Genomic DNA, 11,947 nt, shown 5'->3' on the forward strand with positions numbered 1-11,947 from the left:
CCTGCACCCCGAAGGCCAGGGCCGAGAGCGTGACGAGCACCAGCGACCAGAGCGGCCAGAAGGCCCGCGCCAGCCGTTCCGCCCAAAGCCCCGCCAGCGTCAGGCGCATCGGCCAGACCAGGGATTTCAGCGGGGGTTGGGGTGTCTCTCCGGTCATCTCACCTGCCTAGGACCGGACCATGCGTCACAGCCATGGGGGGATGGTATCGCGGTTGAGGATTTCGTCAAAGCTCGGCCTTGCGCGGATGACGGCGAAGTGATCCCCGTTCACCAGAACCTCGGGCACCAGCGGGCGGGTGTTGTATTCCGAGGCCATGACCGCGCCATAGGCCCCGGCCGAGCGGAAGGCCACGAGGTCGCCCTCGGCCAAGAGCGGCAGGTCGCGGCCCTTGGCGAAGGTGTCGCCGGTTTCGCAGACCGGGCCGACCACGTCGAATTCCCGCGTCGGCGCGGCGACGGGGGGCTCGGCGACAGGGACGATGTCGTGGTGCGCGCCATACATCGAGGGGCGCACGAGGTCGTTCATCGCCGCGTCGAGGATCAGGAAATCGCGGCCCTCGCCGTTCTTCACATAGATCACGCTGGCCACCAGCAGCCCGGCATTGCCCGAGATCAGCCGGCCCGGCTCGATCTCCACCTCGCAGCCGAGATCGCCAACGGTGCGCTTGATCAGCGCGCCGTAGTCGGTGGGCAGTGGCGGCGCCTCGTTCGAGCGGGTATAGGGGATGCCGAGGCCGCCGCCGAGGTCGAGGCGGGTGATCGTGTGGCCCTCGGCACGCAGGCGGCGGGTCAGGTCGGCGACCTTGAGATAGGCCTGCTCGAAGGGTTCCAGTTCGGTCAGCTGGCTGCCGATGTGGACGTCGATGCCGACAACCTTGATGCCCGGCAGGGCGGCGGCCTCGGCATAGACCTCGGAGGCGCGGGCGATGGGGATGCCGAACTTGTTTTCCTTCTTGCCGGTGGCGATCTTTTCATGCGTCCGCGCGTCCACGTCCGGGTTGACGCGGACGGTGATCGGCGCGGTCAGGCCAAGCGAGGTCGCCACCTCGGAGAGCGCGCGGAGTTCGGGTTCGCTTTCGACGTTGAACTGGCGGATGCCGCCGGTGAGCGCGAGCCGCATCTCGTCGCGCGTCTTCCCCACGCCCGAGAACACGATGCGCTCGCCCGGCACGCCGGCGGCCTTTGCGCGCAGGTATTCCCCGCCGGACACGACATCCATCCCGGCGCCGAGATTGCCGAGCGTCTTCAGCACAGCGACATTCGACAGCGACTTGATCGCGAAGCAGACCAGATGCGGCAGGGGGCTGAGCGCCTCGGTGAAGAGGGAGTAGTGCCGGGTCAGGGTGGCGGTGGAATAGACGTAGAACGGGGTGCCGACCGTGGCGGCGATGTCGGGAATGGCCACGCCCTCGGCATGCAGCGTGCCGTTCTGGTACAGGAAATGGTCCATGGCTGCCCCCGGGGTCCGTTCCGCGTCGTCATAGCCGGGCGCGAGGGCCCTGCAAAGGCCGCATTTCGTCCCCCTGCCCCGCCGGTTTGCAGCGGCGCCACGGCATGTATAGTGGCGGGGCAGGCGAACGGGAGCGGCGGGCGATGGCGGTGACGCTGAAAGAGGTGGCGGAACGGGCGGGGGTGTCGCGCTCGGCCGTGTCGCGCAGCTTCACGCCGGGGGCCTCGGTCTCGGCCCGCACGAGGGCCAAGGTGGAGAAGGCGGCGGCGGAACTGGGCTATGCGCCGAATGCGCTGGCGTCCAGCCTGACCACGGGGCGGACCAAGATGATCGGGCTGGTGGTGAACAACTTCCGCAACCCGCTGATGCTGGAGGTGTTCGACCTGTTCACCCGGGGCCTGCAGGACCGCGGGCTGCGGCCCCTGCTGGTGAACCTGACCGATGCGACCGACCCGGCGGCGACGGTCAGGATGCTGCGGCAATATTCGGTGGACGGGGTGATCGTCGCCTCGTCCACCCTGCCACCCAGCTTTGCCGAGGCGTTCCGCAAGGCCGGCCTGCCGGTGGTGCACGCCTTCGGCCGGGCAGGCGGGGCGCCGGATGTGGCCGTCGCCACCATCGACAACCTGGCCTGCGGGCGCATGGCGGCCGAGACGCTGCTGGCGCGGGGCTATCGCCGGCTGGGCTTTCTGGGCGGGCCGGTCGCGGCCAGTTCGACCGAGGACCGCCGCGCGGGGTTCCTCGCGGCGCTGGAAGGGGTGACGGGGGTCGAGGTCGCGGTCAGCCATGCCAGCGCCTATGCCTTCGAAGCCGGGCGGGCGGAGATGGAGCGTCTGTTGTCCGGGCCGCAGGGGCGAAGGGTCGAGGCGTGGTTCTGCGGCGACGATCTGCTGGCCATCGGCGCCATGAGCGCGATCCGCGCGGCGGGGCTGTCGGTGCCCGGGGACATCGGGCTGATCGGGCTGAACGACATGGAAATGGCGCGCTGGCCGCTGATCGGACTGACGACGATCCGCCAGCCGGTGGCCGACATCATCGCCGCGGCGATCGGCTTGGTGGTGGCGCGGATCGAGGCGCCGGACCTGTCGCCGGAAGTGCGCCTGTTCCCCTGCACGGTGATGGAGCGGGGAACGTTGCGCCCGGTGGCAGGCTGACCGCGGCGCCGGGAGCGCGGGCCTAGCGGAACATCGGCGGCCGTGCGTCCACCCAGGCGCCACCCGCCCTGGCCGAGGCGACGGCGGCGTGGACGGCGGCCATGGACCGCACCCCGTCCGGTGCGCGCGGCAGGCCGTCGCGCGCCTCGCCCCGGATCGCATCGGCGAGGTCGCAGTAGATATTGGCCACGGCCATCGGAAAGCCCTCGGGATGGGCAATGGCCACGCGCGACAGGCGGCGGGCCTCTTCGGACAGGCCTGCCTCGCCCTTTTCGATGATCTGGGTGCGCCCGCCGACCGGGGTGTAGATCAGCTGGTTCGGCTGTTCGGAGGCCCAGCGCAGGCCGCCGGTTTCGCCGAACACCTGGATGTCGAAGCCGTGCTGCCGCCCGATGGCCACCGACGAGGTCCAGAGCCGCCCGACGGTGCCCTTGCCCATGCGGAAGTTGACCATGGCATCGTCCTCGAGCTGGCGCGAGGGGATGGTCGAGGCGAAGTCGGCCGAAAGCGTCTGCACCTGGTCGTCGCAGATGAAGCTGGCCATGTGGAGCGCATGGATGCCGCAGTCGGCGAACTGGCCCGAGACGCCGGCCATCGCCGGGTCATAGCGCCAGCGGACGCGGGGGTTGTTCGCATCTGTCGCGTCGCCGTGGTGGCCATGGCTGAAGTTGGTAACGACAAGGCGCACCTTCCCGATCTCCCCCGCACGGACCATGGCGCGGGCCTGGCGGATCATCGGATAGGCGGAATAGCAGTAGTTCACCGCGCAGATCCGCCCCATGCGCTGGGCGATGCGAACGATGTCCTCGCCTTCCTCGACGGTCATGGTCATCGGCTTTTCGCACAGCACATGGAAGCCGGCCTCGAGGAAGGCGCGGGTGATCTCGTAATGGGTGGAGTTCGGCGTTGCCACGGTGACGAGGTCGATGCGGTCGGCGCGGCTGCGTTCGCCCTCCAGCATCTCGCGCCAGTCGCCGTAGGCGCGGTCAGGGGCGACGCCGAGGCGCATGGCGAACTCGCGCCCCTCGCGCGGGCGGTGGTCGAAGGCGCCGGCCACCAGGTTGAAATGCCCGTCGGCCAGCGCGCCCAGCCGGTGGGCGGGGCCGATCTGGCTGCCCTCGCCGCCGCCGATCATGCCCCAGTTCAGTCTTGCCATTTGGATCGCCTCAGAAGCCGATGGAGGAAACGTAGTCGCGGTTGCGGCGTGCGTCGTCGACGGGGCTGACATCCAGCGTCGGATCGCAGTCCTGTTCCACGGTGCACCAGCCGGCATAGCCCGCATCCAGCAGAACCTGGCGCACGGCAGGAAAATCGACATCGCCGGTGCCGAGGTTGCAGAAGATGCCCTGGCCGCAAGCCTCGTAGAAACCGGTGCTGCGGGCAATGGCGTCGGCCTTCACTTTCGGGTCGATGTCCTTGAAGTGCATGTAGGAAATTCGGCCGATGTGGCGGCGCATGAAGGCGACGGGGTCATAGCCCGCATAGGAATGGTGGCCGGTGTCGAAGCAGATCTTGAGGATCTTCTCGTCAACCTCGTCCAGCAGGCGTTCAAGTTCAGGTTCAAAGTCGATGAAGCCCGCGGCATGGGCGTGGATGCCGACGGTCAGGCCGAATTCCTCGGTCCCGAGGCGGGCGATGGTGGCGATGCGGTCGCGGAAGGCGGCCCATTCGGCGGCGTCCATCTGTTCGGCGGCATCGGCCCGTCCGGCGGTGGGTGCGCGGCGGGGAGAGATCGAGTCGATCAGGACAAGGTGCTGCGCACCGTGGGCGGTGAGCGCCCGGCAGGTGCGCCAGGCGGCGTCGCGCACCTCGTCCCAGGCGGCGGGGTCGTGGAAAGGACGGAACACCACGCCGCCGATCAGGTCGAGGCCGTTCTCCTCCAGCGCGTCGAACAGGATCGCCGGGTCTTCGGGCATGTAGCCGATGGGGCCGAGCTCGATGCCGGTATAGCCCGCATCGGCGCAGTCCTTCAGCACCTGGCGCCAGGGCGGGTTGCGCGGGTCGCCTGCGAATTCGACGCCCCAGGAGCAGGGCGCATTGCCGATGCGGATGGTCATGGGATCCTCATGTGGGGGGAACGGGCAGCCATTGCCGGCTGTCGGACGACTGGAAGGCGGTTTCGACGAGCTGCCACACGGCAAGCCCGTCGCGGAAGGTGGGCCAGACCGGCTGGCCGGAGTGGATCGCGGTCAGGAAGTCCCTGGCCTCGATGATGATCTGGTCCTGGTAGCCGGTGCCGTGGCCGGGGCCCTGGCAGAAGGCGAGGAAATCGGGATGCGCCGGTCCGGTCAGGATACGGGTGAAGCCGCGCGTGGCCTCGGGCCCCTCGGCGCGGTAGAGCCAGACGGAGTTCTGGTCTTCCTGGTCGAAGCGGATCGCGCCCTTCGTGCCGTGGATTTCGTAGGCATAGCCCATCTTCCGCCCCGTGGCCGTGCGGCTGATGTAGAGATGCCCCATCGCGCCGGACGCGAAGCGCAGCATCATCTGGGCATGGTCGTCGTTCGTCACCGACTCGGGTCCGGTCGGGCCGGGGCGGGTGGTATGGACGGTCTCGATCCGCGCCGAAAGCTCGGACACCGGACCCATCAGCGCCAGCATGCAGTTGACCGGATGCGGGGCGAGGTCGCCCATGCAGCCGTTCGCCCGGTCCCTGGTGCGCCAGGTGGACGGCAGGGCCGGGTCGGCGAGAAAATCCTCGGTATGCTCGCCCCGGAACCAGGTGATCTCGCCGATGGCGCCCTCGGCGAGCAACTGGCGGACGAACTGGGTCGCGGGCGTGCGGACATAGTTGAAGCCGATCATGTTCGGGAGACCCGACGCCTCGGCCGCCGCGACCATGGCCTGCGCGTCCTCCAGCGAGGCGCCCAGCGGCTTTTCGCAGAACACGGGCTTGCCGGCGGCAAAGGCGGCCTCGGCAATCGCGCGGTGGGTGGATTGCGGCGAGGCGATCACCACGGCCTGCACCCTGGGATCGGCCACAAGATCGCGCCAGTTTGCCGTCCCCCGCGCGAAGCCATAGGCCTTGCGGTAGCGTTCGGCGCTGTCGGGACTGGTCGCCGCGATAACCTCGAGCCGGGGGCGCAGCGGCGTGTCGAACACCGCGCCGACGGCAGACAGCGCCACCGCATGCGCCTTGCCCATGTAGCCGCCGCCGACCAGTCCGATCCCGATTTCGGTCATTGGCGGCCTCCCCCCAACCGTCATTATTGCAACCGGTTGCAAAATCAGTATCCTCAGTTGCAAGGCCGCGCAAGCCCCGTCTGGGCCGCGCGTTGGGGGAGAGAGGAAATGGCGGATCTGGCGCGGCTGCGGGGGAGGAGCTTTCTGGTGCTCGGCCGGGCAGGGATGGACCTTTACGCCGACCCCCCCGGCACCCGGATCGAGGCGGCCGGGCGCTTCGTCGCACATCTGGGCGGGTCCTCGGCCAATATCGCGGTGGCGCTGGTGCGGCAGGGCTGCAAGGCGGCGCTGGTGACGCGGGTGTCGGACGATGCGGTGGGGCGGTTCTGCCTGGCGCAGCTGGATGCCTATGGCGTGGACCGGACCCATGTGCGGACCGAGGGCGGCGAGGCGCGCAATTCGCTGGCCGTGGTCGAGACGCGGGCAGCGGACTGCCAGTCGGTGATCTACCGCAACGGGGCGGCAGATTTCGCGATGGGGATGGAGGATGTCGAGGCGGTGGACTACGCGCGCTTCTCGGCGCTGGTGACCACGGGCACGGTGCTGGCGGCGGAACCCTCGCGCTCGGCCACGTTCCGCGCCTTCGATCTGGCGCGCAAGGCGGGGCTGCCCCTGATCTTCGACGTGGACTACCGGCCATATTCCTGGCCCTCGGCGGCCATGGCCTCGGCGGTCTATTCGCGGGCCGGGGCGCTGTGCGACGTGATCGCGGGCAATGACTTGGAATTCGGCTTCATGGCGGGCGATCCGGCGAAGGGGCTGGACAAGGCGCGCAGCCTGATCGGCGCGGGCGCGCAGATCGTCGTCTACAAGATGGGCGAGAAGGGCGCGATCACCATCACACCGGACAGCGAGTTCGCCACCGGCATCTACCCGACCCGGGCGCTGAAGCCCACCGGCGCGGGCGACAGTTTCCTGGGCGCCTTCGCTGCGGCGCTGGCCGAGGAGCGGGCGCTGCGCGAGGCCGTCCTGCGCGGCTCGGCCGCGGCGGCGATGGTCGTTGCCCGCGTCGGCTGCGCCCCGGCGATGCCGACGCGGGCGGACCTGGACGCCTTTCTTGCCGAACACCCCGGACCTGAAGGGACAGAGGATGCACATTCCGCCGCATGACAACCGCAACCAGCCGATCGTGGACCGCGAGCATCCGCTGGTGCCGCTGGTCTATTTCAACATCGTCCGCCTGGGGCCGGGAGAGCATTTCGACTATCGCACCCCCGGCTACGAGACCTGCGTCGTCCCGGCGACGGGAACGGTGACGGTGGAAACCGCGGGCGAGACCTTCCGCGGCATCGGCAACCGGGTCGCCGATGTCTGGGACGGCGAGCCGGAGGGGGTCTATGTTCCCTCGGGCACCGGCGCGCGGATCACGGCGCGGACGGAGACGGAGTGTTTCATCGCGGGGGCGGCCTTTGCGGAAACGCTGCGACCCTTCGCGGTTCGGTCGGGCGATCTGGACGTGGTGCAATACGGGTCGGACGACACCAAGACGCACCGGAAGATCATGCATATCCTGGGGACCAAATATCACGACCGGGTGGGGCGGCTTCTGGTCAGCGAGCTGTTCACCGTGGGCGCGGGCGGCTGGTCGGGGTTCCCGAGCCACAAGCACGACACCGACCGCCTGCCGGACGAGACCCGGCACGACGAATGTTACAACTTCCGCTTTCGGCCCGATTACGGGTCCGGCCTGCAGATGCTGCAACGGGTGGATAACGAACCCGGCGACGCCTACCACATCATGAATCGCTCAACGGTGCTGATCGACAAGGGCTATCACCCCTGCTGCGTGTTGCCGGGCTACGAGATGTATTACTTCACCATCCTCGGCGGCCAGTCGCAGCGCAGCCTGAAGCAGTATTTCCAGCCGACCCATGCGGCGCAGCTGCACACGATCCCGGGGATCATGGACATGGTGGCCAAGTTCAAATGACGCTCGCCACGCTGGCCGATGTGCTGGGTCCGGCGCTGGTGGGCGGCTATGCGGTGCCGGGGCTGGTGTGCCTGGGCTGGGAGGATGCGCGCGCCTATGTCCGCGCGGCCGAGGCCGAGCGCGCGCCAGTCATTCTTCAGGCCGGCCCCGGTGCGCGGGCGCACATGCCGGTGGCGGTCTGGGGGGCGATGTTCCGGGAGCTGGCGGAAGGGGCCTCGGTCCCGGTGGTGGCGCATCTGGACCACGGGATGACGGTCGAGGACTGCCGGGCGGCGATTGCGGCGGGGTTCACCTCGGTGATGATCGACGGATCGGCGCTGGCCCTGGAGGAGAACATCGCGCTGACGGCCGAGGTCGTGGCATTGGCTCATGCGGCGGGGGTGTCCTGCGAGGGCGAGCTGGGCGTCGTGGGCTATGCCGGGGGGAAGCCGTCAACCGGGACCGATCCCGAGGAGGCGGCGCGCTTTGTCCGCGAGACCGGGGTGGATGCGCTGGCGGTGTCGGTGGGGAACGTGCATCTGCAACAGGACGCGGGTCGGGGGCTGGACCTGGGACTGCTGCGGCGGATCGAGGCGGCGACTTCGGTGCCTCTGGTGGTCCATGGCGGGTCGGGGGTGCCGGTGGACCAGAGGGCGGCGCTGGCGGCGGGGTCGCGGATCGCCAAGTTCAACATCGGGACGGAACTGCGGATGGCCTTCGGCGCGGCCCTGCGCGAGGCGGTGGCGAAGGACCCGGGCCGGTTCGACCGGATCGCCATCCTGCGCGACACCGAGGAGCCGGTGATGCAGGCCGCGCGGGCAGTGTTCCGGGGGCTTGGCGCCTCTGGGCGCAGGTAGCCCTGAAACCGGCTGATCGCCGTTGCGGTGAGCGGGACAAGACGACGGCACTGCCGTCGGCCCCGCTCATGCGGGGCGGTCCGGCTGGCTCCTTGGCCACCGAGAGGTGACAGAGGGCAGCGCCCGACCTGGCGGGCGAGAAGCGCCCGCCGTGGCCGGGGCGGGCGCTGCCCGGGGGCTTTGGGCCCCCGGGCTCTACTGCGCGATCCGTTGCGCTGCGGCAGGGGCGATGGCCCCTGCCGGAACTGAGTGTCAGGTCATTTCCCCCAGATTGCGGCATAGGCCTCGCGGTAGCCGTTGTTCGGGTCGAAGGCGTTGCCCTCGGTGCCCTTGAGGCCCTCTTCGGTCACCAGCGCGGGCGCGGTGATGTAGCCGGAGCAGGGCTCGCCCTGGATGGCGCGGTTCAGCTCGTCCACCAGTTGCCAACCTTGCAGGTTCAGGGGTTCGGCCACCGTGACGGCCTGATACTGCCCGGTGCGGATGCGCTGGAAGGCGGCTTCGGACCCGTCGCCGGCCGAGCCGTTGTGCGGCGCGCCCTTGCCATCGATGCCGGCGGCGGCGAGCGACGGCCCCATGAAGTCGAAGTAGAGGTCGTTGATCGCGAGCGAATGCGTCCACGACGCGCCATACTTCTGCAGAAGCGTGGTGGTCAGCGGACCCATGCGGGTCGAGGTTTCGGCGATGGGCGTGTCCACATATTCAAGGACGGTGCCGCCCGCGTCCTCGATGGCCTTCTTCATCCGGTCGGCCTTGTCGATGGCGATCTGGTAGGTGGAATCGGTGAAGATCACCACGCCCGGCTTGCCACCGGCATCGTCGATGGCCCATTTGGCCGCCACGTCCGACACCTGCATCGCGTCGGTCGAGACGTTGGCGAAGATGCCGCCCGGCGCGTCGCAGCCGATCTTCGGGCCCGAGTGCCAGGAGACCATCGGGATGCCCGCGGCGGTCACGCCCTCAAGCGCCGCGGCCTGTTCGGCGGCGTCGAAGCCGTTGATGACGATGCCGTCGGGGTTCAAGGCCAGCGCCTGCCCCACGGCGGCCGAGCGGCTTTGCACCGAACCCGCGCCGTCCAGCACTTTCACCGTCCAGCCGATCTTCGCCGCGGCTTCCTCGATCCCGTTGGTCACGCCCAGGATACCGCCGTTCTTCATGTCGGCGGCGAGGACGACGATGGTCTTGCCCTCGGCCGCCTTGGGGCCGGTTGTGGGGCCGTCGAAGGCCGCTTGCGCCAGCGCGGCGAGGCCGGTGAAGGCCAGCGCCGTGCCGGCGAGAAGCGTTTGCAGCAGAGTCCGTTTCAGCATGGTTCGTATCCTCCCGTAAGATGCTGATTTATTTCGACTTCGCGCCTTTCTTGCGCTGCGCGTAGCCGGCGATGCCGATGGCGATGAGAAGCGTGGTGCCGTTGAAGAGCGGCTCCACCCAGAACGATCCGCCGAACTGCTGGATGCCCGAGATGCCGACGGCGAGGATCATCACGCCGACGATGGTGCCCCAGACGTTGACTCGGCCGGGCTTGATGGTGGTCGAGCCGAGGAAGGCCCCGACAAGGGCGGGGAGCAGGAATTCGAGACCGACGCTCGCCTGCCCGATCCGCAGTTTCGAGGCGAGAAGGACGCCCGCGAGCGCGGTCAGGGCGCCCGAGGTCACGAAGGCTCCGATCACGAACTTGCGGGTCGGGATGCCGTTCAGTTCCGCCGCGCGCTGGTTGGCACCGATGGCATAGAGGTAGCGGCCGATGGGGGTGTAATCCAGGACGACCCAGAGGATCAGGGTGATGGCGAGAACGTAGAAGGCAGTGATCGGCAGGCCGAGGACGAAGGTGCCGTTGATCGCGTAGAAGGCGTCGGGAAGCTGGCCGACCATCTGGCGGCCGCCGGTGTGCCAGAGCGCGATGGAGTAGAGGATCGTCCCGGTGCCCAGGGTGGCGATGAAGCTGTCGATGCGGGCGACCTCGACAAGGAGGCCGTTCAGGGCTCCGACCACGATCCCGAGCATCAGGACCACGGCGACGGCGATGGGCCACGGGAGGCCGAACATGGTTTGCAGCGAGATGGCCAGGATGTGCCAGAGCACGATGCCGTAGCCCACCGTGAGGTCGATGCGGCCCGCCACCATGGGGACCATCGCGGCGAGGGAAAGGAGCGCGATGATCGCCTTGTCCGACAGGATCGAGCGGAGGTTGAGGAGCGTCGGGAAGGTGTTGGGCAGGAGAAGCGAGAAGAACAGGATCAGCGCCACCATCAGGATGACGAGGCCGTAGGTCGGCGCGAGGCGGGCGAGTTTCGCGCCCGAGGAGAGGCCGCGGAGTTCGTCCTTGGTGGGCTCGACGGCGTTGGATTCGATACCGGGCATCTTCGTCCTCAGGCGGCTTCACCGGCCGATGCGGCCTGGATCAGGGATTCGGTGGAAAGTTCGACGCCGGTCAGTTCGGCTACGGGGAGGCCCCGGCTGAACACGATGGCGCGGTGGCAGATGTTGGCGATCTCCTCGAAGTCGGTGGAGACGACGAGCACCCCCATGCCCGAGCAAGCGCCTGGTAGAGAAGGTGGTAGATCTCGGCCTTGGCGCCGACATCCACGCCCGCGGTGGGGTCTTCGGTGACGAGGAGGCGGCGGCCGGAATCGAGCCAGCGGCCGACGACGACCTTCTGCTGGTTGCCGCCCGACAGCGCCTCGATGGCCAGCGTCGGGTCGTTCGGGGACAGGCCGACGCGGTTGCCGATGGCTTTCGCAAGGCCTTCCTCGCGGCCGGCGGACATCAGGGACAGCAGGCCGCGCCCGGTGGCGGAGGGGTTGAGGAAGGCGTTCTCGCGGATCGCCATGCCAGGGGCGACGCTTTCGCCGACGCGGTCGCGGGCGACGAGGCCTATCCGCGAGCGCATGGCGGTTTGCGCGGTGCGGAGGTCGGGTTCCTTGCCGTCCAGCGTGATGCGTCCGGTGTGGGGGATGACGCCGAAGAGGGCGCGGCCGATGTCTTCGTGGCCGGCACCGCGCAGGCCCGCAAGGCCGAGAAGCTCGCCGCGCTTGATCTGGAAGCTGACGGGGCCGACGGCGGGGGTCTTGAGGCCTTGCACTTCGAGGATGGCGGGGCCGTCCTGGACCGGGGGCCGGGCGATCTCGCGCGCCTTGCGGCCGACGATGAGCGAGACGAGTTCCTCGGGCGTGGTGTGTTCCACCGGGCGCATGCCGACCATCTGGCCATCGCGGAGGACGGCGACGCGGTCGGCGATGCGGAAGATCTCGTCCAGGCGGTGGCTGACGTAGATCATGCCCACCCTACCTTCTTCTTGCGTTTCGACGTCTGCCTTTGCGGATCGCTGCCACGGTGCGATCCTGTGTCTTGGCAGGGGACCGGGGATGGTTGTCATGCTGACTGCCCGCGATGGCTCGGGGTG

At 68.9% G+C, this 11,947-nt stretch carries 11 protein-coding genes; 4 read left to right on the forward strand and 7 right to left on the reverse strand.

Annotation, left to right across the window (positions count from 1 at the left end):
• Positions 1–184: 184 nt before the first annotated feature.
• On the reverse strand, positions 185–1,450 hold the full coding sequence (gene lysA, locus ACK4IU_RS17715) for a diaminopimelate decarboxylase (protein ID WP_409737872.1): 1,266 nt from the start codon (positions 1,448–1,450) through the stop codon (positions 185–187).
• Between the two features lie 143 nt (positions 1,451–1,593).
• On the opposite strand from lysA, the gene ACK4IU_RS17720 reads away from it, so the two are divergent.
• The gene (locus tag ACK4IU_RS17720; protein WP_409737901.1) at positions 1,594–2,604 is read left to right on the forward strand and encodes a LacI family DNA-binding transcriptional regulator; all 1,011 of its coding nucleotides are present in this window, start codon (positions 1,594–1,596) and stop codon (positions 2,602–2,604) included.
• 22 nt (positions 2,605–2,626) lie between these two features.
• On the opposite strand, the gene ACK4IU_RS17725 is transcribed toward ACK4IU_RS17720, so the two are convergent.
• From ACK4IU_RS17725 to ACK4IU_RS17735, 3 genes are read right to left on the reverse strand one after another with little or no spacing between them, the layout of a single operon-like run.
• On the reverse strand, positions 2,627–3,760 hold the full coding sequence (locus ACK4IU_RS17725) for a Gfo/Idh/MocA family protein (protein WP_409737875.1): 1,134 nt from the start codon (positions 3,758–3,760) through the stop codon (positions 2,627–2,629).
• A gap of 10 nt (positions 3,761–3,770) precedes the next feature.
• Positions 3,771–4,661 (reverse strand): TIM barrel protein, encoded by an 891-nt coding sequence (locus tag ACK4IU_RS17730; RefSeq protein ID WP_409737878.1) that lies wholly within the window; start codon positions 4,659–4,661, stop codon positions 3,771–3,773.
• Between the two features lie 7 nt (positions 4,662–4,668).
• On the reverse strand, positions 4,669–5,784 hold the full coding sequence (locus tag ACK4IU_RS17735) for a Gfo/Idh/MocA family protein (protein WP_409737881.1): 1,116 nt from the start codon (positions 5,782–5,784) through the stop codon (positions 4,669–4,671).
• A gap of 108 nt (positions 5,785–5,892) precedes the next feature.
• Here ACK4IU_RS17735 and iolC point away from each other — a divergent pair, with 108 nt between their 5' ends.
• Genes iolC through ACK4IU_RS17750 form a run of 3 tightly spaced genes read left to right on the forward strand, consistent with a single transcriptional unit; the run spans position 5,893 to position 8,550 of the window.
• Positions 5,893–6,894, forward strand: a complete 1,002-nt coding sequence (iolC, locus tag ACK4IU_RS17740; RefSeq protein ID WP_409737883.1) for a 5-dehydro-2-deoxygluconokinase — start codon at positions 5,893–5,895, stop codon at positions 6,892–6,894.
• Entirely contained in the window at positions 6,875–7,714 is an 840-nt protein-coding gene (locus ACK4IU_RS17745; protein ID WP_409737886.1) for a 5-deoxy-glucuronate isomerase, read from the forward strand. Before iolC ends, ACK4IU_RS17745 begins: the two co-directional genes overlap by 20 nt.
• Positions 7,711–8,550, forward strand: coding sequence for a class II fructose-bisphosphate aldolase (locus ACK4IU_RS17750; RefSeq protein WP_409737889.1), 840 nt, complete (start codon positions 7,711–7,713; stop codon positions 8,548–8,550). The genes ACK4IU_RS17745 and ACK4IU_RS17750 overlap by 4 nt, the downstream gene beginning before the upstream one ends.
• Positions 8,551–8,807: 257 nt before the next feature.
• On the opposite strand, the gene ACK4IU_RS17755 is transcribed toward ACK4IU_RS17750, so the two are convergent.
• From ACK4IU_RS17755 to ACK4IU_RS17765, 3 genes are all read right to left on the reverse strand, one after another.
• Complete coding sequence (locus ACK4IU_RS17755; RefSeq protein WP_409737892.1) at positions 8,808–9,854, reverse strand: substrate-binding domain-containing protein; 1,047 nt, start codon at positions 9,852–9,854, stop codon at positions 8,808–8,810.
• Positions 9,855–9,882: 28 nt separating this feature from the next.
• The gene (locus ACK4IU_RS17760) at positions 9,883–10,905 is read right to left on the reverse strand and encodes an ABC transporter permease (RefSeq protein ID WP_409737895.1); all 1,023 of its coding nucleotides are present in this window, start codon (positions 10,903–10,905) and stop codon (positions 9,883–9,885) included.
• Between the two features lie 79 nt (positions 10,906–10,984).
• The gene (locus ACK4IU_RS17765) at positions 10,985–11,821 is read right to left on the reverse strand and encodes an ATP-binding cassette domain-containing protein (RefSeq protein ID WP_409737898.1); all 837 of its coding nucleotides are present in this window, start codon (positions 11,819–11,821) and stop codon (positions 10,985–10,987) included.
• Positions 11,822–11,947 lie beyond the last annotated feature (126 nt).

It is taken from the genome of Tabrizicola flagellatus, assembly GCF_046295235.1.
GTDB lineage: Bacteria > Pseudomonadota > Alphaproteobacteria > Rhodobacterales > Rhodobacteraceae > Tabrizicola > Tabrizicola flagellata_A.

Coding starts and splice junctions, on each gene's coding strand:
- iolC (WP_409737883.1), top strand. CDS start 5,893: ATGGCGGATCTGGCGCGGCTGCGGGGGAGGAGCTTTCTGGTGCTCGGC.
- lysA (WP_409737872.1), bottom strand. CDS start 1,450: ATGGACCATTTCCTGTACCAGAACGGCACGCTGCATGCCGAGGGCGTG.
- ACK4IU_RS17720 (WP_409737901.1), top strand. CDS start 1,594: ATGGCGGTGACGCTGAAAGAGGTGGCGGAACGGGCGGGGGTGTCGCGC.
- ACK4IU_RS17725 (WP_409737875.1), bottom strand. CDS start 3,760: ATGGCAAGACTGAACTGGGGCATGATCGGCGGCGGCGAGGGCAGCCAG.
- ACK4IU_RS17765 (WP_409737898.1), bottom strand. CDS start 11,821: ATGATCTACGTCAGCCACCGCCTGGACGAGATCTTCCGCATCGCCGAC.
- ACK4IU_RS17760 (WP_409737895.1), bottom strand. CDS start 10,905: ATGCCCGGTATCGAATCCAACGCCGTCGAGCCCACCAAGGACGAACTC.
- ACK4IU_RS17735 (WP_409737881.1), bottom strand. CDS start 5,784: ATGACCGAAATCGGGATCGGACTGGTCGGCGGCGGCTACATGGGCAAG.
- ACK4IU_RS17745 (WP_409737886.1), top strand. CDS start 6,875: ATGCACATTCCGCCGCATGACAACCGCAACCAGCCGATCGTGGACCGC.
- ACK4IU_RS17755 (WP_409737892.1), bottom strand. CDS start 9,854: ATGCTGAAACGGACTCTGCTGCAAACGCTTCTCGCCGGCACGGCGCTG.
- ACK4IU_RS17730 (WP_409737878.1), bottom strand. CDS start 4,661: ATGACCATCCGCATCGGCAATGCGCCCTGCTCCTGGGGCGTCGAATTC.
- ACK4IU_RS17750 (WP_409737889.1), top strand. CDS start 7,711: ATGACGCTCGCCACGCTGGCCGATGTGCTGGGTCCGGCGCTGGTGGGC.